Annotated in this window: 19 protein-coding genes and 1 pseudogene; 11 read left to right on the top strand and 9 right to left on the bottom strand. The window is 41.5% G+C overall.

The window, feature by feature from the left end; all coding sequences use genetic code 11:
• Positions 1–96 precede the first annotated feature (96 nt).
• The gene (locus FMM05_RS19690) at positions 97–783 is read left to right on the top strand and encodes a response regulator transcription factor (RefSeq protein ID WP_143375138.1); all 687 of its coding nucleotides are present in this window, start codon (positions 97–99) and stop codon (positions 781–783) included.
• The gene (locus FMM05_RS19685) at positions 780–1,820 is read left to right on the top strand and encodes a sensor histidine kinase (RefSeq protein WP_143375137.1); all 1,041 of its coding nucleotides are present in this window, start codon (positions 780–782) and stop codon (positions 1,818–1,820) included. The genes FMM05_RS19690 and FMM05_RS19685 overlap by 4 nt, the downstream gene beginning before the upstream one ends.
• Here the strand turns inward: FMM05_RS19685 and FMM05_RS19680 are convergent.
• Positions 1,794–2,855: a glycosyltransferase gene (locus FMM05_RS19680; protein ID WP_143375136.1), complete on the bottom strand. Its 1,062-nt coding sequence runs from the start codon at positions 2,853–2,855 to the stop codon at positions 1,794–1,796. The genes FMM05_RS19685 and FMM05_RS19680 overlap by 27 nt on opposite strands.
• Positions 2,856–2,950: 95 nt before the next feature.
• Between FMM05_RS19680 and trmB the strand changes: the two genes are divergently transcribed.
• From trmB to FMM05_RS19645, 7 genes are all read left to right on the top strand, one after another.
• Entirely contained in the window at positions 2,951–3,625 is a 675-nt protein-coding gene (gene trmB, locus FMM05_RS19675; RefSeq protein ID WP_143375135.1) for a tRNA (guanosine(46)-N7)-methyltransferase TrmB, read from the top strand.
• 1 nt (position 3,626) lies between these two features.
• On the top strand, positions 3,627–4,262 hold the full coding sequence (locus FMM05_RS19670; protein WP_143375134.1) for a LysE family translocator: 636 nt from the start codon (positions 3,627–3,629) through the stop codon (positions 4,260–4,262).
• 10 nt (positions 4,263–4,272) lie between these two features.
• A complete protein-coding gene (locus FMM05_RS19665; RefSeq protein WP_143375133.1) occupies positions 4,273–4,611 on the top strand; it encodes an MGMT family protein in 339 nt (112 codons plus the stop codon).
• A 349-nt stretch (positions 4,612–4,960) separates the two neighbouring features.
• Complete coding sequence (locus FMM05_RS19660) at positions 4,961–6,091, top strand: Mrp/NBP35 family ATP-binding protein (protein WP_143375132.1); 1,131 nt, start codon at positions 4,961–4,963, stop codon at positions 6,089–6,091.
• 2 nt (positions 6,092–6,093) lie between these two features.
• Positions 6,094–6,333: a NifU family protein gene (locus FMM05_RS19655; protein WP_026991187.1), complete on the top strand. Its 240-nt coding sequence runs from the start codon at positions 6,094–6,096 to the stop codon at positions 6,331–6,333.
• A gap of 104 nt (positions 6,334–6,437) precedes the next feature.
• Entirely contained in the window at positions 6,438–7,490 is a 1,053-nt protein-coding gene (locus FMM05_RS19650) for an NAD(P)/FAD-dependent oxidoreductase (RefSeq protein ID WP_143375131.1), read from the top strand.
• A gap of 118 nt (positions 7,491–7,608) precedes the next feature.
• Positions 7,609–7,935 (top strand): 2Fe-2S iron-sulfur cluster-binding family protein, encoded by a 327-nt coding sequence (locus FMM05_RS19645; protein WP_143375130.1) that lies wholly within the window; start codon positions 7,609–7,611, stop codon positions 7,933–7,935.
• A gap of 63 nt (positions 7,936–7,998) precedes the next feature.
• Here FMM05_RS19645 and FMM05_RS19640 read toward each other — a convergent pair whose 3' ends face one another.
• From FMM05_RS19640 to rimP, 5 genes are all read right to left on the bottom strand, one after another.
• On the bottom strand, positions 7,999–8,877 hold the full coding sequence (locus FMM05_RS19640) for a YitT family protein (protein ID WP_143375129.1): 879 nt from the start codon (positions 8,875–8,877) through the stop codon (positions 7,999–8,001).
• Between the two features lie 6 nt (positions 8,878–8,883).
• Positions 8,884–11,673 carry an adenylate/guanylate cyclase domain-containing protein gene (locus FMM05_RS19635; protein ID WP_143375128.1) on the bottom strand — a complete coding sequence of 930 codons (2,790 nt, stop codon included), beginning with the start codon at positions 11,671–11,673 and terminating at the stop codon, positions 8,884–8,886.
• An 83-nt stretch (positions 11,674–11,756) separates the two neighbouring features.
• The gene (infB, locus tag FMM05_RS19630) at positions 11,757–14,663 is read right to left on the bottom strand and encodes a translation initiation factor IF-2 (RefSeq protein ID WP_143375127.1); all 2,907 of its coding nucleotides are present in this window, start codon (positions 14,661–14,663) and stop codon (positions 11,757–11,759) included.
• Positions 14,664–14,723: 60 nt separating this feature from the next.
• On the bottom strand, positions 14,724–15,965 hold the full coding sequence (gene nusA / locus FMM05_RS19625) for a transcription termination factor NusA (protein ID WP_143375126.1): 1,242 nt from the start codon (positions 15,963–15,965) through the stop codon (positions 14,724–14,726).
• A gap of 15 nt (positions 15,966–15,980) precedes the next feature.
• Positions 15,981–16,448, bottom strand: a complete 468-nt coding sequence (rimP, locus tag FMM05_RS19620) for a ribosome assembly cofactor RimP (protein ID WP_143375125.1) — start codon at positions 16,446–16,448, stop codon at positions 15,981–15,983.
• Positions 16,449–16,626: 178 nt separating this feature from the next.
• Here rimP and FMM05_RS19615 point away from each other — a divergent pair, with 178 nt between their 5' ends.
• Complete coding sequence (locus tag FMM05_RS19615; protein WP_143375124.1) at positions 16,627–17,454, top strand: universal stress protein; 828 nt, start codon at positions 16,627–16,629, stop codon at positions 17,452–17,454.
• An 80-nt stretch (positions 17,455–17,534) separates the two neighbouring features.
• On the opposite strand, the gene FMM05_RS19610 is transcribed toward FMM05_RS19615, so the two are convergent.
• The 3 genes from FMM05_RS19610 to FMM05_RS19600 form a co-directional block, all read right to left on the bottom strand.
• Positions 17,535–18,926, bottom strand: coding sequence for a T9SS type A sorting domain-containing protein (locus FMM05_RS19610; protein ID WP_143375123.1), 1,392 nt, complete (start codon positions 18,924–18,926; stop codon positions 17,535–17,537).
• Positions 18,927–19,099: 173 nt separating this feature from the next.
• Positions 19,100–19,780, bottom strand: coding sequence for a LytR/AlgR family response regulator transcription factor (locus FMM05_RS19605; RefSeq protein WP_143375122.1), 681 nt, complete (start codon positions 19,778–19,780; stop codon positions 19,100–19,102).
• The gene (locus FMM05_RS19600; protein ID WP_143375121.1) at positions 19,777–20,838 is read right to left on the bottom strand and encodes a sensor histidine kinase; all 1,062 of its coding nucleotides are present in this window, start codon (positions 20,836–20,838) and stop codon (positions 19,777–19,779) included. Before FMM05_RS19600 ends, FMM05_RS19605 begins: the two co-directional genes overlap by 4 nt.
• Before the next feature lie 221 nt (positions 20,839–21,059).
• Here FMM05_RS19600 and FMM05_RS19595 point away from each other — a divergent pair.
• A pseudogene (locus FMM05_RS19595) lies at positions 21,060–24,545 on the top strand (hypothetical protein); the annotation flags it as partial.

Raw genomic sequence — 24,545 nt, 5'->3', positions numbered from 1 at the left:
TACTAAATTGTTAACAGATTAAATTACTGTTAACACGTTTGAAGGTTTTGTATTATCTTTACCTTTACCGCCACAAAACATACACATAGTGTCGTTATGAAGAAAAAGGATATTAAGATCTTACTGGTTGATGATGAGCAGGATATCTTAGAGATTGTAGGCTATAATTTAACCCAGGAAGGTTACCAGGTAGTAACAGCAGTTAATGGCAAAGAGGCTGTTGCAAAAGCTAAAAAGGAGCTGCCACACCTTATTATTATCGATGTTATGATGCCCGAAATGGATGGCATGGAAGCAGTAGAGAACATAAGGAAGGTACCCGAGCTAAGCAACGTGATTATTACCTTTTTAACCGCACGCAGCGAAGACTACTCTCAGGTAGCAGGCTTTGATGCCGGTGCCGATGATTACATTGCAAAACCCATTAAACCAAAATTACTTGTTAGCAAGGTAAAAGCTTTATTGCGAAGGCTTAAAGAAGACGAAAACAAAGAAGATGTTTTAAGGGTAGGCGGTATAGAAATTAACCGCGAAGAGTACAAAATTATAATGGAAGACAGAGAAATTGTACTTCCGCGTAAAGAATTCGAGCTTTTTTACTTACTTGCATCTAAACCCGGTAAAGTGTTTAAACGCGAGGAGATACTTGATAAAGTATGGGGTAACGAGGTTGTTGTGGGGGGGCGTACTATAGATGTACACATTCGTAAACTTCGCGAAAAAATAGGCGACGAAATATTTAAAACCATTAAAGGAGTGGGCTATAAGCTCGAAATTGCGTGACCTTAAAACTAAAGAAATCGTATAAATTCGCTGTAAAATCAGCGTTATATATTACATTATTTACTACCTCGCTTTTAGCGGGGTTAGCTTTTTTATACCCTATAGACTGGCGCGCCATTGTATTTGTTTTTATAGTGCTTTTCTTTTTCTCGTTCGTGGTATTGCAATACAGGGTAGAGCGTTTTATTTACCGCAGGGTAAAAAAAATATACGATGATATTTCACTTTTAGAGTCCAGTACGTTCAGGAACAAGTCTATCACTACCGATATGGCTACGCTTACGCGCGAACTGGAAAAATTTGCCCGCGACAAGAAAATTGAGATCGAAACCTTAAAGATACGTGAGGAGTACCGCAGGGAATTTTTAGGCAATGTATCACACGAGCTTAAAACACCTTTGTTTACCGTACAAGGGTATATCCTTACACTTTTAGATGGTGCAATTAATGATAAGGTATTGCGCAAAAAGTACCTGCAACGTGCCGAAAAAGGTGTAGAGCGCCTTATTTACATTGTTCAGGACCTGGATATGATCACTAAGATGGAGGTGGGCGACCTTAACCTTTCCTTTACTGCCTTTAATATAGTTGAAGTAGTACAAAGTGTTTTCGACCTGCTGGAGATGAAAGCCGATAAAAAGAACATCATCCTTATGTTTGATATGAAATATATCAAACCCATAATAGTGTACGGCGATAAAGAAAAAGTACAGCAGGTGGTTACCAACTTAGTGGTTAACTCTATTAAATATGGTAAAGAAAATGGTACTACAGAGGTAGCTATTGAAGACCTTGTGAATAATAAGATCATCGTCCGCGTAAAAGACAATGGTGAAGGTATTGAGCAAAAGCACATACCGCGCCTGTTTGAGCGTTTTTACCGCGTAGACAAAAGCGGTGCACGTACCGAAGGCGGCTCCGGGCTTGGGCTTAGCATTGTTAAGCACATTATTGAGGCGCACGACGAAAAAATGTATGTAGAAAGTACCTTTGGCAAAGGCTCAGAGTTTTCATTTACCCTCGAAAAGACTAAATAGGTCCTTCCATTTAGCGGCGCCGTTAATTTCTTTCAGCCCCTTATACATTTCCGTTTTTTGCAGGTCGGCCAGCTTAAACTTAGCCTGTGTGGCATACGGTGCTACGCCCGATTTTTTAAGCTTCTTGGCCAGGTATTCCTGCTCTTCCTGACCGGGTGTAGGGATAAAAAATGCCTTTTTACCCATTTTTGCCAAATCCATAATGTTAGAATACCCCGGCCTGCACAGTATTGTTTCACTTTCGTTAAGTGCCAATTCAAGGTTATCGGTAGTCATAAAATTATAAAAAGTAATGTTGTCTTTTTGGGTGGCAGTTTCTACACCTTCTACAATCCCTTTTATGAAAATCACAGTGCCGGTGTAGTTTTTAAGCTCCTTAATAAGCTTTTCCTGCAATAGGGTGCGCTGCGGCTCAGGGCCCGATAGCAGTACCATCAAATCATATTTCTTATCGGTAATCTTTTTGTGCAACCGGCTAATAGGGCCAATGTATTTAAGGTTCAGTGTGCTTTCTTCGCTGTGACCCAATTTGCCCGAAAGGTTGGGCGACGATTTTACATCGGGAATCCAGCATTCGCGGTAACGTTTTAAAAACAGTCTGTGTATTTGTGCAGGCAATTGCGACCCATTCTCTGATGCCGAATTCAACTCGTGCGTTATAACCACGCTGGCAACCCTGCGGCTGTAAGCCCCCGGGCGGTTATCGCTTATAATGCCGTCTATATTGTGTTGTTTAACAAGCTCTTCTACAATTTTACCTTCGTGGTGTATGGCGCTAAACATTTTAGGGGCCCTGAAAAATGTCTTTAATTTAAAAAAAGTGCCGTTTCCGGTATAGGTCAGGTGGCAGGGAGGTAACTCCAGCGCCATAAGCAGCGGAAATTCCTTCTTTAAAAGGGCAAGGGCTACACCGTCGGAGGCTATAATCGGTTCAAAACCATGATTTTCCAGTGCTTCTATTATGGGTATGCATCGGGTAGCATGGCCCAGCCCGCGGTTAAGTGGGGCTACAAGGATTCTTTTTTTAGGCTGCACTGAGGTTTTTTTTGATAACTATTTAATAAGTGCAATCTAAAATTATTTTGATTGGTATATATTTCGCTAATTTTACCAAAAATTTAAATTTAGTAGTGGGAAGCAAGAATAAATTAAAACGCTTTAGGGAAAACGAAACTTTTGGCAATGTTTTACAACCAACAAGGGAAGAAGCCGTTGCAGGCGATTTTGCACTAAAGGGCAAATGGAACAGTGATTTTTTTAAGAACGATAACCCAATAGTGTTAGAACTGGGCTGTGGCAAAGGCGAATATTCGGTTGGGCTTGCGGCGCGCTACCCTGAAAATAATTTTTTAGGTATAGATATTAAAGGTGCCCGTTTTTGGCGTGGTGCCAAGACCGCAGTAGAGCAGGGGCTGCACAATGTGGGTTTCTTACGTACGCAGATTGAGCTGTTAGAGCATTTTTTTGAAGAAGGCGAAGTTGCTGAGATTTGGATAACCTTTCCTGACCCGCAAATAAAATACAAGCGTACCAAGCACAGACTTACTAATAGTGAGTTTTTGCAGCGTTATAAAAAGATACTTGGCCCTAATGGCGTGGTAAACCTTAAAACCGATAGTGAGTTTATGCACGGTTATACCCTGGGGTTACTGCATGGCGAAGGCCACGAGGTTATTTATGCTAACCATAATGTGTACCGTAACGAGGGCTCGCCGGAGGTGGTTACTGCCATACAAACATTTTATGAGCAACAATACCTGGAGCAAAACAAGGCTATTACCTACATCAAGTTTAAAATAAAATAGTATGGAGATAATCCTTCCGCTGGTGGTGGGTTTTGGTATTTCGTTCGTGGCAACCCTCTTACCGGGACTGCTTAATATGACGGCTGCTAAAATAAGCCTTAAGGAAGGCAGGCGCAACGCGATTTTCTTTGCGCTTGGCGCGGCAACTATCGTGTTTTTTCAGGCATTTATATCGGTAACTTTTGCAAAGCTTATAAATCGCAGCCCGGAAATTGTATCTATGCTGCAGGAAGTCGGGGCTGTGATATTTTCACTGCTTACCATTTATTTTTTATTCCTTTCTAAAAAGAAAAAAGATAAATGTAATCCGGAGGAGGTGCACGTTAGGAGTACAACAGGCAACTACTTTTTAGGTACCATGCTATCGGCATTAAATTTTTTCCCTATCCCGTTTTATGTGTTTATAAGTATTTCGTTTATGCGCGCGGGCTACTTTTTTTTCAATAACCTGTTTATATTCCTCTTTGTAATAGGGGCAATAATAGGTTCATTTTCGGTGTTTTATCTTTACATTGTTTTCTTTAAAAGGTTTGAGCATAAAACCAATTTCTTTCTTAAAAATGTCAACTACTTTATAGGCTCAATCACAGGGCTTATTGCTATAATTACCATCATAAAAATATTGCGTAACCACTAAAAGCAACCTTATGGCTAAAGCCGAAGAATCTTTTTTTGATAAGGTGTACGATGTTGTGAGGCTAATACCTTACGGCAGGGTAACGTCATACGGGGCAATAGCAAAGTTTTTAGGGGCAGCCAGGTCGGCACGAATGGTGGGCTGGGCTATGAATGCCGCCCACGGCCATGACGATGTACCCGCACACCGCGTAGTAAACAGGGTGGGGCTGCTAACCGGCAAGCATCATTTTGAAGGCACCAACCTTATGCAGCAGCTTCTGGAAAGCGAAGGCATTAAAATAAAAGACAACAAGATCGTAAAATTTGAAACCTGTTTTTGGGATCCCGCTAAAGAATTAGATTTTTAGATTGTTGGATTTGTCCTCACCCCCAACCCCTCTCTAAAGGAGAGGGGGGCAAGCTTCACTCAACTATTCTTCTTGTTTATCAAAATACTACGTAACGATTTCCGTTCTCGGCTCCCCTCTCCTTTGGAGAGGGGTTGGGGGTGAGGACTATCCATTGGGGTTTTATAAGATAACTAAACTGTTCAGGTTCTCGTCTCTCCTTCCTTTGGAGAGGGGTTGGGGGTGAGGTCAAACAGAATGCTACATCACCGCAAAAGAACACTGAATTAACTTTATTGTATAAACTTTTCATACTATCTTTGCAATTTAAAATAAGTCTATATAAGAGGCTGTTAGCGATTACTATACCATGAAATTAGATAGAAAAGAAATATTAAAAGCCCTTGAAACCATTACACTTGCCGGCGAAGGCAAAAATATGGTAGAGAGTGAGGCTATACGCAATGTACTTACCTTTGGCGATGAGGTGGTTGTAGAGCTGGTTATGCAAACACCGGCAATGCACATACGCAAGCGCGCCGAAGCAGATATTATAAAAACAATACAGGAGTTAGTGTCGCCTGATGCTAAAGTAAAAGTAAATGTAAAGGTTGAAGCTCCTGAGAAACCTGAAATTAAAGGTAAAGCCATACCGGGTATCAGCAATATTATTGCGGTATCATCGGGTAAAGGCGGTGTAGGTAAATCTACCATTACAGCAAACCTTGCCGTTACTTTAGCTAAAATGGGCTTTAAGGTGGGTGTGCTTGATGCCGATATTTACGGGCCATCGATGCCAATAATGTTTGATGTAGAGCGCGAGCGACCAATATCGGTTACTATAGATGGCAAATCTAAAATGAAACCCATCTCAAGCTACGGTGTAGAGATACTTTCTATAGGCTTTTTTACCAGTCCGGAACAGGCCGTTATATGGCGTGGCCCAATGGCAGGTAAAGCCCTTAACCAGATGATCTTTGATGCCGATTGGGGTGAGTTGGACTTTTTATTGTTAGACTTACCACCGGGAACCGGAGATATTCACCTTTCTATAATGCAGGCGCTGCCTATAACCGGTGCGGTTATTGTTAGTACACCACAGGCTGTGGCCCTTGCCGATGCTAAAAAGGGTGTGGCTATGTTCCGCCAGGAAAGCATTAATGTGCCTGTATTGGGTATTATAGAGAATATGGCTTATTTTACACCAGAGGAGCTTCCTGACAATAAATACTATATCTTTGGTAAAGAAGGCGCAAGAAACCTTGCTGAGGACTTAGATGTGCCTTTCCTTGGCGAAATACCACTCGTACAAAGCATACGCGAAGCAGGAGATTATGGCCGCCCTGCTGCCCTGCAAACTGCAACACCGCTTGAAGCTGCTTTTGAAGAGCTTGCGCGTAACGTTGTGCAGGAAACGGTAGACAGGAATGATAACCTCCCTGCTACCGAAGCAATTAAAATAACCACTATGGCCGGCTGCTCAGCAGTTAAAAAGAAATAAAAATGACAACAGAAGAAATTAGAAGCAGTGTAGAGAGAGCCCTTGATGAGATTCGTCCGTTTTTAGAATCTGATGGAGGTAACATATCACTGATAGACATTGAAGATGATAAGCACGTGCGTGTGCGCCTTGAAGGTGCCTGCGTGGGCTGCAGCGTTAACCAAATGACGCTTAAAGCCGGTGTAGAGACTACTATTAAAAAGTATGCTCCTGCTATTGAAACGGTGGTTAACATCGCGTAATACTTCAACAAAAAATATATTGGCTGCGGCTGATAATTATCATAATTTCTAAAAGCAATTTTGGGCACCTTTGTCCTGAAATTGCTTTTACCATAATTTAAACCATGATTACAACAGATATATTGATAATCGGGGCAGGGCCTACAGGCCTTTTTACCGTATTTGAAGCCGGACTTTTAAAACTAAAATGCCATATTATAGATGCACTTCCGCAAATTGGCGGGCAGTTATCAGAGCTTTATCCTAAAAAACCCATTTTTGATATTCCTGGGTACCCATCGGTCCTGGCAGGCGACCTGGTGCATAATTTAATGGAACAGATAAAGCAATTCCAGCCAGGCTTTACCCTTAACGAAAAGGCAGAGACTATTCAAAAGTTAGAGGATGGTACGTTTATAGTTACTACCAATAAAGGCACAGAACACCACGCAAAAGCGGTTGCTATTGCCGGTGGTTTGGGCAGCTTTGAGCCACGCAAGCCCATTATAGAAGATATTGAGTTTTACGAGGATAAAGGGGTGGAGTACTTTGTAAAAGACCCTGAGCTGTTTCGCGATAAGCGCATTGTGATAGCCGGTGGCGGCGACTCTGCTTTAGACTGGAGTATTTTCCTTGCCGATGTAGCCTCTGAAGTTACACTGGTACACAGGAGGAACGAGTTTAGGGGAGCGTTAGATTCGGTTGAAAAAGTACAGGAGCTTAAACACCAGGGCAAAATTCGATTAGTTACACCTGCCGAGGTTACCGGTATTCGCGGTGCCGAGCGTGTAGAGGAGCTTGATCTTGAGATTAATGGCTCTCATACTACCATTGCCACCGATTATTTTATCCCGCTTTTTGGGCTTACACCGAAATTAGGCGCCATTGCCAACTGGGGCCTTGAAATTGAAAAGAATGCTATTAAAGTAAACAACGCTTTAGATTACCAAACCAATATAGAGGGTATTTATGCCATTGGCGATATTAATACCTATCCGGGTAAGCTTAAGCTTATTTTGTGCGGTTTCCACGAGGCTACATTAATGTGCCAAAGTGTTTTTAATAAACTGAACCCCGGCAAAAAATATGTGCTTAAATACACCACCGTAAGCGGTGTAGATGGTTTTGACGGTACCCGTAAAGAAGCCGAAAAACAAGTGGTTAAAGCGATTGATTAGGCTATTTTGTTTCAGGTTTAAAGTTTCAGGTTGCCATTCCGTACGAGTAAGCAACTTTAAACTTTAAACCTGACACGAGGCTGTTGCCGACTGGCGAAGCAAACCTGAAACAAAAATAATGAACGAAGTAACAATAAAAATAACCGATAGGGAGGGTATTATACACGAGGTGCTTGCACCTACCGATATGGCTATGAACATCATGGAGCTTTGCCGGGCTTACGAACTGGCTCCGGAGGGTACCATAGGCGTTTGCGGTGGTATGGCTATGTGTGCTTCCTGCCAGTGTTATGTGCTTAACGAGGTAGAACTTCCTGAAATGGGGCCCGATGAGGATGCCATGCTTAGTGAAGCTTTTAACGTTAAGCCCAACAGCCGCCTGGGGTGTCAGATACCTATTACGGCCGAACTGGAAGGCCTGGAACTTGCACTCGCCCCTGAATAGAAATAAAAAATCCCGACTTCAATTTAAAAGTCGGGATTTTTTATTTAAGTTGTTGAGTAGCTGTTAATGCTCTTTTTTCTTTAAAACACCACCCGCAGTTTCGCGTATGGATTGCGTGAAAATAAATGCTTTTTCGTCAATTTCATGCATAGCGGCCTTAAGGCGGCGCACTTCAAGCCTTGTTACTACGGTGTATATAATATCGCAGTCGGCACTTACCTCAAAGCTCTCTTTCATAAAGCCGCGTTCGCCTTTGTAAACAGTAATGCCTTTATTCATTTGTAAAACCAAATAAGCTTTTACTTCTTCGCTTTTGGCCGATATTATGGTAACACCGGTAAACTCCTGTATACCGTCTACCACGTAGGCAATGGTGCGCGATGCCACAAAGTAGGTAAGCATGCTGTAAAACGCCGTTTCGAGCCCAAAGAACAAGGCAGAAACAGTAAATATGATGATGTTCAGCCCAAGGATAATTTCGCTCATGGTAAAGCCTATACGCTTACCGGTGTATACGGCCAGTACCTCTATACCATCAAGGGCACAACCGCCACGCATGCCTAACCCAACACCAAGCCCTATAAAAAAGCCTCCAAATACCGATATGATAAGCTTATCGTGCGTTATTTCCTGAATAGGCAGCCATAACAGGCACATACCCAATAACACAATTGAGATGCTTGTTTTGATAAAGAATTTTTGTCCCACCAGTTTATAGCCTACCAATACAAGCGGCAGGTTTAGCGCCACTATGGTATAGGCAATATTAAAATGGTATTTTTCGTGCAGTAGCAGCGATAGCCCTGTTACCCCACCATCAAAAAAATGGTTGGGTACCAATAAGCCCTTAAGGGCAAAGTTTATAGAAAGTATGCCTACCAATATAAAGGCATAATCGGTTACGGAATCTTTTAAGTTAAGTCTGTTGGTAACAGTGTTCATTTGTGTTTATGAAATAAGTTTTGCTTTAATACTTTCTAAATTCTCAGCCTTTTTAACCTCCCGCAATGTCTTGGCACTTGCGGTAAAATAATGGTGGTTGTTAAAAAAGCCTACCTGCATTTTGTTCCAGTCATCATAATTAGCTACAACGCCACTATGTTTTAATTCCTCAAACAACCTGTCGGATATTTCAAAAAAATCATCACGGCCAAGATAATCAAGGTCGGAGTCGGCTAATATTTCTTCCAAAGGCGTTTTTGGCGACTGCGGAATCTTAGTTGCCATGATTATGCCGCAAATTACGTTAATTTGTTCGCTATTATACCCATATTGTGGCAGGTATTGTTGTGCAAAACCACAGGATATTTCTTCGTGTCCCTGCGCCTGTACAATAAATCCTGAGTCGTGAAAAAGCGCTGCCGTTTGCAGTAAAACAGCATCTTCGCCGGAAATGCCGTCAGATTCAACATGCCTGTTCACTGCCTCGTATACATCTAAAATATGATGAATGTTATGATAGCTTAAATGTTCCGGCAGTTCTTTTTGCTGTTTACCAAGAATAAAATCTTTTACCCCATTTACGTCCATCGGTACTTGTTTCGGTTCTACAAAATACATATTAATAAACCCTTTGCCCTTAGCGTCAATCTCGCCCCTGTATTCTGTTGCATAATCTTCTCTAACAAGGTTGTAGGTGCTTTTGCTAATGTTTATTTTGCCGGCCTGCCCATGGCTTTCCATACGGCTGGCTATGTTTACGGCATCGCCCCACACATCATAGGCAAACTTTTTAATGCCCACAATACCGGCCACCACGTTGCCGCTGTTTATGCCAATGCGCATTTCAAAATATACTTTGCCCTGTGCCAGGCGTTCGGTTTTATAAGCGTCGATAAAATTACGCATTTCAATCGCAGCTTCAACAGCATTTTTAGCATGGTCGGGATTTTTACCGGCAAGCCCGCTAACCGCCATATAACTATCACCTATGGTTTTTATCTTTTCTATGTTGTGCTTTGTAATAATATTGTCAAACGCCTTAAAACAGTAGTTTAATTCACCTATAAGCTCTTCGGGACTAAATTTTTCCGACAGCTTGGTAAAACCAACAAAGTCAGTAAATAGTATTGATACCTTATCATGATACTGCGCACTGGCTTCGCCTTTGGCTTTAAGCTCTTCGGCAACCTCTGCCGGGAGTATATTAAGCAGTAAATCATCACTGCGCTTTTTTTCTGCAGCAATTAAACGGTTGTCTTTTTTCTTACGATTGTAAGCAATGCCTGAACCGCCTGCTATAAGCAGCAAAACTCCTATACCGGCAAAAGCATAATTGCGTCGGTTCTGTTCTTTTTCGATGGCAATTTTCTGGTCATCTTTTAAAAGGGTTTCTTTTTGGGTATACTCAAACTCGGCCTCTTTTTTTGTGAAAGCATTTTCCCGATCGATAGATGAGATGCTATCCTTATAGGTAATGTAATCTTTATAAGCAGTTACAGATTTTGAGTACTGCCCTGTTAACTCATACGCTTCGGCCAGTTGTTTGGAGCATACCTTTAGTTCTTTAAAACTATTGGCTTGCCTGTATAGCGGCAGTACCGTTTCCAGGTTACTGATGCCTTTAGACAACAGTTCTTTATTATTGCCCTGCTGTTTTGCGAGCGCAAGATAGGACGCTCCAAGCCCGGATGTAGCAATTTGTTTTGCCAGTAACATATCCTCTCCGGCCTTTTCAAATTCATAAACAATATCTAACAATATCTGGTAGTACTTTATTGCTTCCGGGTAGTCACCTGATTCGTAAGCAGTACTTGCTATTGAATTGCATGCCAATAATTTATCCTGAGGTAATGGCACTACATTTGTAAGTTGTTTTGCCTTATCAAGGTTGGCATTAGCTTCATGCTTATTGTTGAGCTTTAAGTAAGCTTTGCTGATATATTGCAGGATATCAATTTGGGCAAGGTTATAGTGCCCGCTTTTGGCATAGGTTAGCGCTTCTTTAAAGTGTGCCAGTGCTTTATCGTGCTTTTTCTGAATGAGATAAATTTTCCCGGTTTCATTATATATGTCCGATATAAAAAGGGCATTAGCTTTTTTAGAATGCTGTTTCATTAAGGCTGTAGCTGCAAGATAATAAAGGAGTGCTTTGTTGGTGTCGCCTTTAGCCGAATAGGTAAGCGCTAAGTGGCGGTTTGCATTTACTATACTAATTGTATCTTTTAATTGCTCACTTAATTTTAAATTTTGCATGCGGTAATCAACCGCGTCAAAATACATTCCTTTTAACTCGTAAGCGTAAGCAATATTAAAAAGGATTTTACTGTAATTTTTGTTGTCCTTTTTCTCGCGGTAAAGCGGAAGGGCCTTTTTAAAATAGGCAAGTTTTTGGTTGTTATCTGTTGCAGTTTGCCCAAGCAAATTATAAAGCGAAGCTGTAAGCTGTTTGTCAGCAGTTTTAAGGCTTTCGTGTAATGCTTTTTTATAAACAGTAGCTGCATCAGCTCCCGGCTGGTTTGCCATACAAACATAAGCCTCTGTTTTACCTGGCGACCATTGTGCTTTATTTGATATTTGCAGTGCTTTAGCAGCATATTCCCTGCCATTTTTGGCATCGCCAAGCCCGGCATAAAAACGGCTGATGTAAATAAGCTGGGTTGCTTTTATAGTATCAACAGTAGTTTTATTAAAAACCAGCTTAAGGGAATCTATCTTTTTTAAATATGTATTTTCCTGCCCATACATTCCGGCATAAAACAACAAAAAGATAAAGGGAAGGAATATTTTTTTAAGCATTTAACGCAGGTGTATGCATATCACTTGTAAACATAAAAAAATCCCGGAATATTCCGGGATTTTTTGTAAACTATTTTAATGTATTATTTAAGCTTTTTCTTAACTTCTACTTCCTGGTAGGCTTCTACAGTGTCATACTCCTGTATGTCATTATAGTTTTTAATCTGCATACCACAGTCGTAACCTTTAGAAACTTCTTTAACATCGTCTTTAAAGCGTTTAAGTGTGCTTAGCTCTCCTGTATAGATTACAACGCCTTCGCGTATTAACCTTATTTTAGAGCTACGGAATATCTTACCATCGGTAACCATACATCCGGCAATAGAGCCCACTTTAGATATTTTAAACACTTCACGTATTTCGGCAGTACCGGTAACTTCTTCTTTCATTTCCGGAGATAGCATGCCTTCCATTGCATCTTTAAGGTCGTCTATAGCATCATAGATGATAGAGTAGTTACGGATGTCAATTTCTTCCCTGTCGGCAAGTTGTCTTGCATTTGCCGAAGGGCGCACGTTAAAGCCTATAATGATCGCATCGGATGCCGAAGCAAGCAACACGTCAGATTCGGTAATAGCACCTACACCTTTGTGTATAATATTAATTTGTATCTCCTCTGTAGATAGTTTAGAGAACGAGTCTGATAACGCCTCAACCGAACCATCCACGTCTCCCTTAAGGATAATGTTAAGCTCTTTAAACTGGCCAAGTGCAATCCTGCGCCCAATCTCGGCAAGGGTAATGTGCCTTTGTGTACGCACACTTTGCTCACGCATTAACTGGGTACGTTTAGCAGCAATTTGTTTTGCTTCTTTCTCGTCTTCGTAAACGCTGAATTTATCACCTGCGGTTGGCGCACCATCTAAACCTAATATAGATATTGGTTGCGACGGGCCTGCCTCTTTAACATTGTGGCCACGCTCATCGTGCATTGCCTTAATTTTACCGTGGTGTTTACCGGCAAGTACATAGTCGCCCACTTTAAGTGTACCACCCTGTACAAGTACGGTAGATACATATCCGCGGCCTTTATCAAGGAACGCCTCTACAACGGTACCTACAGCAGCTTTATCCGGGTTAGCCTTAAGGTCTAACAACTCGGCTTCAAGCAATACTTTTTCAAGAAGGTCCTTTACGCCAAGGCCTGTTTTTGCAGAGATGTCGTGCGATTGTATCTTACCGCCCCAATCTTCTACAAGAAGGTTCATGCCCGCAAGCCTTTCTTTAATTTTCTCCGGATTAGCATTGGGCTTATCCACTTTATTTATGGCAAATATAATTGGCACACCAGCCGCTTGTGCGTGGTTAATGGCCTCTTTAGTTTGCGGCATTATATCGTCGTCTGCTGCAATTACAATAATGGCAATATCGGTTACCTGGGCACCACGTGCACGCATAGCGGTAAACGCCTCGTGACCCGGTGTATCAAGGAAAGCGATCTTTTGGCCGTTTTCAAGTGTTACACCATATGCACCAATGTGCTGGGTAATACCACCCGACTCTCCTGCAATTACATTTTCTTTACGGATGTAGTCAAGAAGTGAAGTTTTACCGTGGTCTACGTGGCCCATCACAGTAACGATAGGGGCACGGAATACAAGGTCTTCTTCTCTGTCTTCTACAACTTCTTTAGCCTCTTCAATATCAGTTGTTATAAACTCAATCTCGTAGCCAAACTCATCGGCAACAATACTAAGCGTTTCAGCATCCAGCCTCTGGTTCATGGTAACCATGATACCAAGCGACATACATACCGATATCACTTTGGTAATTGGCACATCCATCATGGTAGCAACTTCACCTACGGTTACAAACTCTGTAACCTTAATTGTTTTACTGCCTTCGTCTAATGCACGCTGCTCATCATCCGTTCTCTGGCGGTGCGTATCACGTTTATCTCTCCTGTATTTCGCAGCTTTAGATTTGCTTCCTTTCCCCTGAAGTTTCTCAAGCGTTTCGCGAATTTGGTTTTTAACCTCTTCATCTGTAGGCTCTACTTTGCTAACAATAGCAGGGCGCTTGCCGCCTCCGCCAAACCTGTTGCCGCCTTGCTGGCCGCCACCGGTTCCCGGAGCATTTGGCCTGATAAGCTGGCTTGCCTGTCCCGGCTGGCGCTGTGCACCGCTGGTATTGGCGCCACCTTGCGGTTTAGGAGTAATCCTTTTACGCTTGTTCTTATCGTTAGCATTGTTATTATTTGCAACGCCACCCGGCCTTGGTGCATCTTTTTTAGGCTCTTCTTTTTTCTTTTTAGGTTTGTTAAACTGCGAAAGATCTATGGTTTGCCCAGTAAAGGTAGCTCCTGTAAGCTTGGTATATTGCGTTTTAATTTCTTCGGGTTGTGCCGGTGCCTCAGGTTGAGCGGGCTGCGCAGGCTCTTGTGCTGCCTGTACAGGTTTTTCCTGTACGGGTTGCTGTTGTGGTGCTTGCGGCTGTGCCTGTATTTTTGGCTGAGCCTTAGGCTGCTCCGGTTGTGGTGCAGTTTCTTTAACTTCAGCAGCTTTTTCCTGTGGTGCCTGTTGCGGTGCCTCTGCAGGTTTTTGTGCTGCGGGCTTTTCTGTTTGCGGTTCCTGTTGTTTTACAGGTATGTCTGAAGAAGCAGCAGCGGTTTCGGCAACAGGTTTTTTAGGGTTAAGATCTATCTTACCAACAGCCACGGGGCCACTCAAAGATGCCTTAGCTCTAATAACTTCCTGCCTTTGTTTTTCTTCTTCCTGCTTCCTTTTTTCCTCCAGCTCTTTTTCCCTCTCTATACGCAGCGCTTCCTTCTCCTTCCTCTTCTCCTCACTCACCTCTAATGATGCAGCTTTGTTTCCTTTGTCAGCAGAAAATTGATTGAAAAGGGCATTATATTCCTCGCCGGATATCTTGGCATTGGGGCTTGCCTCAATAACGTGGCCCTTGTCTTTAAGGAACTCCACGGCCCTGTCGAGGGAAATATTTAATTCCCTTAAAACTTTGTTTATTCTTATTGCTCTTTCTTCAGACATAAATATTTTTTACTATTATCTTCTTTCGTTGTGTTGTTGTATTAAAATATTAAACTTAGCCTAACTATCAAATTCTTCTTTTAAGATCCTCATAACCTCAAGAATAGTTTCTTCTTCAAGGTCAGTTCTTCTTACAAGGTCGTTTACATCCTGGTTAAGTACGCTCCTTGCAGTATCGAGGCCTATTTTTGCAAACTCTGCGATGATCCACTCATCTATTTCGTCTGAGAATTCTGTTAATTCAACATCCTCATCCTCAGCAGGGTTGCCTTCTCTGATTACGTCAAGCTCATAGCCTGTCAATAATCCTGCCAGTTTAATATTGTGTCCTCCTCGGCCAATAGCTTTAGAGACTTCTTCTAATTTTAAGAAAACTTCGGCCCTGTGTGTGTTCTCATCTATCTTAATAGACGACACTTTGGCAGGGCTTAGCGCTCTTGATATATACAACTGTGTATTTGTTGTATAGTTAATAACGTCTATATTTTCGTTACCCAGCTCGCGAACGATACCGTGTATACGAGAACCTTTCATACCCACGCAGGCACCCACAGGGTCTATCCTGTCATCGTAAGAATCTACAGCTACTTTTGCTTTTTCGCCCGGTATCCTTACTACCTTCTTAACAGTTATAAGACCGTCTGCCACCTCAGGAATTTCCTGTTCAAATAATTTCTCAAGGAACTTCTCAGAAGTTCTTGACATAATTATCTGCGGCTTGTTGCCCTTAAGCTCTACATTTTCTATAATACCCCTAACATTATCTCCTTTGCGGAAAAAGTCAGACGGAATTTGGTTTTCTTTAGGTAAAACGATCTCATTACCTTCATCATCCACCAAAATTACAGCTTTTGGCCTTACGTGGTGTACCTCTGCGGTATAAATATCACCAATAATGTCTTTAAACTGTTTATAAAGGTTAGTATTGTCGTGTTCGTGTATCTTAGAAATAAGGTTTTGGCGTAATGCAAGGATAGCCCTGCGGCCCAGCTGAATTAGTTTTACCTCTTCAGATACTTCTTCGCCTACTTCAAAATCTTTTTCTATTTTTCTGGCTTCGCTAAGCGAAATTTCCTGGTTAGGGTCTTCTACCTCACCGTCTGCCACTACCACACGGTTTCTCCATATCTCCATATCCCCTTTATCAGGGTTTATAATAATATCAAAATTATCATCAGACCCGTATTTCTTCTTTAATGCATTCCTGAATACATCTTCCAGTATCGCCATTAGGGTAACGCGATCTATAAGTTTATCATCTTTAAACTCTGAAAACGAATCTATTAATGCGAGATTTTCCATGCCAACTTTATATTTTTAAAATTTTATTACAACAACTGCTTCTTTAATATCCGTATAAGGTATTTGTAACCTTTTAGTAACGGTTTCTTTTCCTTTACCTATTTGTTTAGGTTCGCGGGCAGTCCACTCCAGCGTTATGCTATTTATATCGGCATCAATTAAATCAGCCTCTATTTGGTTATCGTTAGTTTTAACACTAACGGTTCTGCCAATATTTTTTTTGTACTGCCTTGGGTCTTTCATTGGGCTTGTGGCTCCGGCCGAGGCTACCTCTAATGAAAAATCTTCTTCTTCCTCGCGGTCTATATTATGCTCTATAGCCCTGCTTATGTTTATGCAATCCTGCAATGTTACGCCATTATCACCATCAAGGGTAATGTTTATTTTATTGCCGGTACCTATTGTAAAATCTATTAAAAACAGCTCAGGATGTTCTTCTAAACCTTTATTTAATAAATCTGTTACTTTCTCTTTAAATGTCATATTGTATAAAAAGAGGGGACTCCTGTCCCCTCATTATTTAGTTTTTATTAAATAACTGCGCAAATATACGAATAATTTTTATATCTTGAAAATCATTGGATAATGTAAAATTAATTTATACATTTAGAGGGTTAAAACCGACTAATTTTTTGTTAAAAACTTACACATTACTTAACTTATGAAAAAAATTTTAGTACCTACGGATTTTTCCGATCATGCAGAATATGCGCTTAAAGTTGCAGCACAGATTGCACGCGAAAATGATGGGGAAATAGTATTAATACATTTAGTAGAACTACCCGGACAGGAAGGCGACGCTGTTACACCAAGCGCTGAGATACCGGAAATTGCTTTCTTTTTACAAAAGGCACATGAGCGTTTTGAAGAGGTAAAATCTGCCGATTATCTTGAGGGCCTTACAGTATCTGAAGCACTTTTGTTTGATAAGGCTTTTGAAGGTATTAAAAAAGCAGCTAAAAAACATAATGTAGATCTTATTGTTATGGGATCTCATGGTGCGAGCGGTTTTCACGAAATGTTTATAGGTTCTAATACAGAGAAAGTGGTTAGAACATCGGATATTCCTGTACTTGTTATTAAAAAGGAGGAAAGTGATTTTAACCCTGAGAAATTTGTTTTTGCATCTGATTTTTCTAACGAAATTAAAAAACCTTTTGCACAGGTGGTAGATTTTGCAAACAGCTTTAAATCTAAACTACACCTTGTTTATATTAACACGCCAAACGATTTTAAATCTACCCACGCGGCAGAAAAGCTTATACATGATTTTGTAGCAGGCTTTACTATTGCAAACGGATATAGCGCACACGTATATAATGATGTTAATGTAGAAAAAGGCATATTGCACTTTGCCAACAGTATTAATGCCGATCTTATGGGTATGTGTACTCATGGCCGCCAGGGACTTGCCCACTTTTTTAATGGCAGTATAAGCGAAGATCTTGTTAACCATGCTGTTAGGCCGGTTGTTACTTTTAAAATATAATTGTATAAAGGGCAAAACCATACAAAAATAAAAGAGCGGGGCATTTTGCCCCGCTCTTTGTATATATAATCCTGTGTAGATTAGTTCTTAATGAACTTAAGCGTTTTAGATGCGTTGCCTTTATCTACTTTGATAAAGTATACACCGTTGCTGTAAGCAGATGTATTAACTACTAAGTTAGCGCTGCCGTTAACTTTAACAGTGCTAATGGTTTGGCCAAGGCTGTTGTAAATAACAAAGCTATCCGGTAGTTCGTTATTGTCTACAGCTATGTTAAGTACAGTTTGTGTAGGGTTAGGGTAAAGGTTTATGCCATTAAGAAGTTTAAACTCTTCGGCACCTGCTACTTCCTCACAAACTGTAGATGTACCCAGTGTGCTTCTTCTTGGTGAATTTTGAAGTACCGTTTTCATCCTTGTTTTTTGATTTTGTGTAAATACATTCATACACGCATCATTAGTATAATCCATATAATTTTCTATCATATCCGCGCCGGCGGCAGTAGGGCAGGTGTCTACTGCATTACAAGTGTAATTATAATCAGATGTTGCAGGGGTGTCAGGGCAATAATCTTTTTGAGAATCGCTGGCATTTGTAGTGCAGGAAGTATTGTCGCCGTTAATGTGCCTTAAGCCTAAAGCATGGGCTACCTCGTGTGTAGTGGTCCTGCCTTTGTTATATGGAGCAAAATAATTACCACCCGGATAAAGTGTTGAAGAACCAAAATAACGGTATCCTATAACCACACCATCGCTGCTGGCATTACCACCAAAGGTGTCAAGTCCTCCTAAGCCGGAAAGATCCGGAAACTGGGCATACCCAAGCAGGCCGTAATCTTCTTCAAGCTCACCGCCAAATTTTACCACCCAGATGTTAAAATATTGTTCAGGATCCCACTGTGTTGCAGGTTTAAGGTTATCATCAATTGCTGCAAAGGTATCCCATGTGGCATTGCCCATGTCAACCCTGTCTATACCATTAAATGCGGTTCCGTCGGGTTTTACTTTTGCAAGGCAAAATTCAATTTCAGTATCGGCACCTACTTCAAAATCATTATCCCCCGGAGTGCCTTCCATTCTTCTGTAATCCTGGTTTAAAACCGTAATTTGGGAGATAACCTGGGCATCGGCAATATTTTCATCATTGCCCACTGCATTACCATTATGAATAACGTGTACAACTACCGGTATTGTAAATACAGCATTGGCATCGTTAGGCGATTGCATTTTTGCGGCTTTTGCTTCGGCAATTTTAGTGGCAAGAATGGCTTCAAACGCCTCTTTGTCCTGAACCAGGGCAGGGTTCTTTTCTTTTAGATATTCCTGGTATTCTACCGTTGCACACCTTACGTGGCCGTTTTCAGGATTAATGCTCCTAAACTTTTTAGGGCCCGTTTGCGCATAAGACTGCATTGCGCCAAGGGCAAATAACACTGCAAGTAAAGTAGTTTTTGTATTAATAGTTTTTTTCATTTTTCTGGGTTAGTGAAAATTTTGTTAAAAAGTTTTGCAAGATATTCAAATTCAGTACAACTAAAAAAGAATTGAAGTTAAAATTGCTTTGCGGTAAATGTAGCGATAACCCCATTTATGTTGAGAAAAATTGAGGTTAATGATGTGAAACCTGCGGTTAAAGTAAAATACTGTTACAAATGCTTGCTTACAGCATCTTTATAAGTATCGCCTACAGGTATAACAAAATCTTCTATTTGTATGGTTTTATTGTAGAGGCTTTTTACCTTATTAATGGGTATGATATAAGAGCGGTGTACGCGTAAAAAATTGGGCTGGGGTAGTTTTTCCAACACGCTTTTCATGCTAAAACGAGCCGTTATGGGGCTTTTACCTTTAAGGTGAATGCGTATGTAATCATCCAATCCCTCTATAAGCAGTATATCATCATAATCTATACGGTGCAGCTTATAATCGGCACGAATAAGCAAATGGCTTTGACCCGGCGCTGCCTGGCGTGCGCGCTTTTCTTTAGATGCTTTATCTACCGCGGCTAAAAACCTGTCAAAAGAAAAAGGTTTTAGTAAATAATCTACGGCATTAATATTAAAACCTTCAACGGCATATTCGCTATAAGCCGTAGTAAAAATAACCATGGTTTCGGGTTCCAGCATTTTGTAAAAATCCAGTCCGTTCTTACCGGGCATCTGTATGTCCAGGAAAAGCATATCAACCGGATTTTTCTTTAAATACTCTAAAGCCTCATCGGTTTTGGTAAATGTTTTTTCGAGCGCAATAAAATCTACCTGGCTGCAAAAGTGGGTAATAATTTTAAGCGCCAGTGGCTCATCATCTATGGCAATAGCTTTTATCATACCAAGGTTAGGGTTAATTTAACTTCAAAAACATCGGCAGTATCAAATATAAGCAATTCGTGCTTGTTGGGGTATAGGTATTGCAGCCTCTGGCGGGTGTTCTCTACCCCGTGGCCGCTCTCTTCGCCGGCTGGCAAACTCATCGTAACCTTTTTATTCTTAACGTTTAGCAGGAGCTGCGTATCGGTAATATTTATATCCACACCAATAACAGAATCTTCCTCGGGGTTAAGCCCATACTTAAATGCATTCTCTATAAAAGGAATTAGCAGCAGCGGCGATATTTGCCTGCCCTGTGCATTTCCGCTCACTGTAAAAGTAAAGGCAGTGGCATCGTCCATGCGTAGCTGTTGCAGGCTAATATAGTTTTTTATGTAGGCAATCTCACTTTCAAGGGCTACGTGATCTCGGCCACTTTCGGTTACCACATAGCGCATCATGCTCGATAGTTTTAGCACAGCCTCGGGTGCAGCATCACTCTTTTCAATAGTTAGCGCATACAGGCTGTTAAGTGTATTAAACAAAAAGTGTGGATTTATTTGCGCCCTTAAGTAAGATACCTCGGTTTTAAGCTTTTCGCTTTGCATGTGGCTAAGGCGCTGGCTGGTGCGTAATAAAAAAGACAGCAAAAACACCATGAGGCATTGCAATAACGACCCTCCCTGAAATATCATAAAAAACGGCCACGGCATTGGTCCGCCAGGTCCCGGTCCCATAGGCCTGCCGCGCGGTTGTGGCATAGGCATTTTCATGGGTATGCGCATTATGGCATCATTAAAAAACTGTCCCGGCACGTAAGTAATTATAAAAAATGACGCTACTATACAGGTGAAAAATATAAAGTTGCGATGGGTAAAATAAAATTTGGGTATAAAGTATAGGTAATTAGCGTAAAAAAAGGCAATTAGCAGCACGTAAGAAAAAAAGCTTTTTTGGAAAGGGGCGAGCGCAAAAAGGTTCTTCTCTGTATCAAAATCCGGGGAAGAAAATATAGGGATGCTTATAAACAGTAGGCAGCCGAGTAGGTGGAGCAGGTAATTTTGAGTTTTTTTAGGCATATAAATAAATATACATCAAAGCTACTAAGAATTGCGATTGAGTAATTGGTAATTGAGGTAAAAGGGTTCAATAATGCGGCAAAATATATTATTGCTTTACAGGTGGGGTTTTTGCCGATAAAAATGTTTAAGTTAACTGAAAGTTAAATATTTAACATACAGTGGCGGTTGTGGTATTTAAAAATCGCTAATTTTATAACAATTTTAACATCGACTATGCTTTGAAACTTTACTATTGGCTGCTTGCGGCCGTTTTTATTATATTTCCAACCACGTTAAGGGCACAAGTAGATTGCCCTGATGCTATTATGGTATGCGGCGATGGCAATTACTCCGGGCTTGATGCTACGGGTGTTGGCATTCAGGAAATTAATATAAACAACGCGTGCTCCAGTATGGAGAACAATAGCCTTTGGTTAAAGATATTAATTAAAGATGGGGGTACCCTGGGCTTTATCCTTACACCGGAGAGTGATAACCTCGTAGTAGACTTTGATTTCTGGATTTTTGGCCCTAATGTAAACTGTGGTAACCTTGGCACCGCGATCAGGTGTTCTACAACCAATCCTTTACAAGCTGGGCTAACCTATAATACCACCGGCATGAATGCCCAAAGTGCTGATGTGTCCGAAGGCCCGGGTACTGATGGCAATTCCTTTATTAACTGGATGAATGTTCAAGATGGCGATATATATTATATTGTTATAGACCGCCCGGTAGGTGCCAGTAATTTTTCTATGGAGTGGACAGGTACGGCAACTTTTCATGATGTGCCGGAGTTTTTAAACCCGGATAATATTCCGCTGGAAATTGTTAAGTGCGATGCCGATGGGGTAGACGATGGCAGTACTGCGTTTGACCTTACCATTTTTGAGCAAATGTTTATAGGCAGCCAAACGCCGGTACAAATTACCTACCACCTTAATAATAATGATATGATAACTGGCGATGACCCTATTGAAAGCCCTGAGGCTTTTGATAACGGCAGCGACCCGCAGGTTATTTATATGCGTATTACCAATATCATTACCGGTTGCTACAGCAACGAAACCCTTACCATTAGCCTTACCCCGCCTATTGAAGGCGGTGAACCCGAAGACCTTACCGAGTGTGATGTAAATGGCAACGGCTTTGCCCTCTTTAACCTTGATGCTAATGAGGCGGCTATCAAAGATGGCAATAGTGAATGTGCTGTTACTTATTTTACATCACAGCAAAATGCAATAAACAATACTGGGGCAATAAATGTTCTGTATCAAAATACTATAGCCTATGGGCCGCAAACCATTTGGACCCGTTTAGAAAAAACAAACGGCTGTGTGGGTTACGATATATCATCGTTTACCATTACGGTTTTGCCGTTGCCGGAGTTTAATAACCCTAATAATATAGATATTAACCTCTCGCAATGCGATGATGACGAGGTAGATGACCAGTCGGTAGCTTTTGATCTTACCGTTTACGAAAATATGTTTATCGGCAGCCAAAGTAGCGCTGTTGTAACTTATTTTACCGATGAAGCTTTAACCAATCAGATTAACACTCCCGAAGCTTTTGCCAATACGAGCAACCCGCAAACTATATATGCTGTTCTTACCAACACACAAACAGAATGTTTTGAAACGATATCATTTACAATACAAATAACCAACCCTGTTACGGCGGGCGAGCCGGAGGACTTAACTGCCTGCGACCAGGACGAAGATGGTTTTACGTTATTTAACCTTACCCTAAATGATGATGCCATAAAAAATGGCAATACCCAAAGTATTGTTACGTATTATACCAGCCAGCAAAATGCCGAGGAAGAGTTAGGTGCGCTGAGCAGCCCTTACCAAAATGAGGTGGCCAACACACAAACCATCTGGGCAAGGGTAGACAGTACTACGGGTTGCTATGGCTATGCGTTAACATCGTTTACATTAAATATGCTGCCCTTGCCGCAATTTGAAAATACACAGGCTAACACGCCACTTGTACTATACCGTTGTGATGATGACGGCCTGGAAGACCAGTTTACTGATTTTGACCTTACCCAATACAATACGCTGCTTACCGGTTCGCAAACAAACGTGCAGTTTAGCTTTTATGAAACTGAGGCTTTTGCTATAGATGGCATAAACGCAATCCAATATCCTAACATCTATATAAATACTTCGAGTCCGCAAACTGTGTATATAAGAATAGATAATGTATTAACGGGATGTTTTAACGTAATGCCTCTAAATCTTGAAATCGTTACCCCACCGGTGGCTTACGAAGTTCCGGCCTTGCAGGAATGTGATTTTAATAATGATGGCTTTGCTGAGTTTAACCTTGATGCGGTTATAGCATCTATCGAGGCTACTATGCCTAATGTGGTGGTTACCCTGCACGAAACCCAGCCCGACGCTGATTTTGGTACTAATGATATTACTGAAACTGCCGAATATGACAATGTATATATAAACACACAAACGCTTTATATAAGGGTGCAATCGGCTTTTAGCGATTGTTATGATACTACCACGCTACAGCTTATTCTAAACCCGGTACCCGAAGCCATTACACCCGCACAGCCTTACCGGCTTTGTGATAATGGCGATGTGGATACCGATGGTATTGCAATTTTTGACCTAACTTCTTTAGAAGATGAGGTATTCGGCGGCATGGACCCGGCCCTATTTAGCGTGAGCTATTTTTTAAGTTATGATGCCGCAGTTTTGGGTATGCCTGCTATAGCGTCTCCCGCCAGTTACGCTACAGTTAATACAATTATATACATACGCGTAACCAATAATGCCACGGGTTGTTATGATATTGTACAGGTTAACCTTGTGGTTAATCCGCTGCCTGTTGCCATACAGCCGGAGCCCTACACGCTTTGCGATGTAAACAATCCCGGCGATGAAATCGAGGTGTTTGACCTCACCACCCGTATTGACGAAATTACACAGGGGATGCTTGGCGTAGATGTAACGTTTTACCATACCTATACTGATGCTGCCGCCGGCACCAATGTTATTCCGGAAGCAGAAACGTTTGCCTACAGTAACAGCCCTGCGGTTGAAACTATTTTTGTGCGCGTTACCGATGCGATTACAGGGTGTTTCCGTATTGTATTGCAGGATGTGCGCGTGGTGCCATTGCCAATAATTTTAGAGCCTACGCCCGAAGATTTAACCGTTTGCGATACCAATGGCGAGGGGATAGGCAGCATCAATCTTGATGACCTTGTTCAGAGCATGACGAACAACGGGCCGTACCTTGAAATTTCTTTTTTCTGGACCGAAGAGGATGCCCAAAATAATATAAACGAAATACCAAACACGGATACACTGCAAAACCTTGACCCATTTGTACAGTTTATTTATGTGAGGGTAGAGCATACTGAGACCCATTGTTTCAGGACGTACCAGTTAACACTTATTGTTGCGCCCGCCCCACAAGCCCCACAACTACCGGACATCGTGGAGTGTGACGACGACAACCAGAACCAGAACGGGATGCACCTTGTAGACCTGACGGTAAACCAGCAGGTAATCTATGATGCGGTACTGGAGAACGGGGAAACAGAAGACAGCCTTATCATCCATTACTTCACCACAGAGGCCAATGCCGATGCAGGAATGCCATGGATCCCCACCCCAACCAACTACAATGCATCGAACAACCAGACGATATGGGTACGGGTAGAAGACGCAGTAACGGAGTGCTACAGCCTAACG

The organism is Flavobacterium zepuense (genome assembly GCF_007097145.1).
Lineage (GTDB): Bacteria > Bacteroidota > Bacteroidia > Flavobacteriales > Flavobacteriaceae > Flavobacterium > Flavobacterium zepuense.
The sequence above is the reverse complement of the archived record's forward strand: the minus strand, read 5'-3'. Positions and strand labels throughout refer to the sequence as shown.

Excerpts from the sequence above, each read along its gene's own strand:
- FMM05_RS19690 (WP_143375138.1), top strand. The coding sequence starts at position 97 with ATGAAGAAAAAGGATATTAAGATCTTACTGGTTGATGATGAGCAGGAT.
- FMM05_RS19670 (WP_143375134.1), top strand. The coding sequence starts at position 3,627 with ATGGAGATAATCCTTCCGCTGGTGGTGGGTTTTGGTATTTCGTTCGTG.
- FMM05_RS19665 (WP_143375133.1), top strand. The coding sequence starts at position 4,273 with ATGGCTAAAGCCGAAGAATCTTTTTTTGATAAGGTGTACGATGTTGTG.
- FMM05_RS19660 (WP_143375132.1), top strand. The coding sequence starts at position 4,961 with ATGAAATTAGATAGAAAAGAAATATTAAAAGCCCTTGAAACCATTACA.
- FMM05_RS19655 (WP_026991187.1), top strand. The coding sequence starts at position 6,094 with ATGACAACAGAAGAAATTAGAAGCAGTGTAGAGAGAGCCCTTGATGAG.
- FMM05_RS19650 (WP_143375131.1), top strand. The coding sequence starts at position 6,438 with ATGATTACAACAGATATATTGATAATCGGGGCAGGGCCTACAGGCCTT.
- FMM05_RS19645 (WP_143375130.1), top strand. The coding sequence starts at position 7,609 with ATGAACGAAGTAACAATAAAAATAACCGATAGGGAGGGTATTATACAC.
- FMM05_RS19640 (WP_143375129.1), bottom strand. The coding sequence starts at position 8,877 with ATGAACACTGTTACCAACAGACTTAACTTAAAAGATTCCGTAACCGAT.
- FMM05_RS19635 (WP_143375128.1), bottom strand. The coding sequence starts at position 11,673 with ATGCTTAAAAAAATATTCCTTCCCTTTATCTTTTTGTTGTTTTATGCC.
- infB (WP_143375127.1), bottom strand. The coding sequence starts at position 14,663 with ATGTCTGAAGAAAGAGCAATAAGAATAAACAAAGTTTTAAGGGAATTA.
- nusA (WP_143375126.1), bottom strand. The coding sequence starts at position 15,965 with ATGGAAAATCTCGCATTAATAGATTCGTTTTCAGAGTTTAAAGATGAT.
- rimP (WP_143375125.1), bottom strand. The coding sequence starts at position 16,448 with ATGACATTTAAAGAGAAAGTAACAGATTTATTAAATAAAGGTTTAGAA.
- FMM05_RS19615 (WP_143375124.1), top strand. The coding sequence starts at position 16,627 with ATGAAAAAAATTTTAGTACCTACGGATTTTTCCGATCATGCAGAATAT.
- FMM05_RS19610 (WP_143375123.1), bottom strand. The coding sequence starts at position 18,926 with ATGAAAAAAACTATTAATACAAAAACTACTTTACTTGCAGTGTTATTT.
- FMM05_RS19605 (WP_143375122.1), bottom strand. The coding sequence starts at position 19,780 with ATGATAAAAGCTATTGCCATAGATGATGAGCCACTGGCGCTTAAAATT.
- FMM05_RS19600 (WP_143375121.1), bottom strand. The coding sequence starts at position 20,838 with ATGCCTAAAAAAACTCAAAATTACCTGCTCCACCTACTCGGCTGCCTA.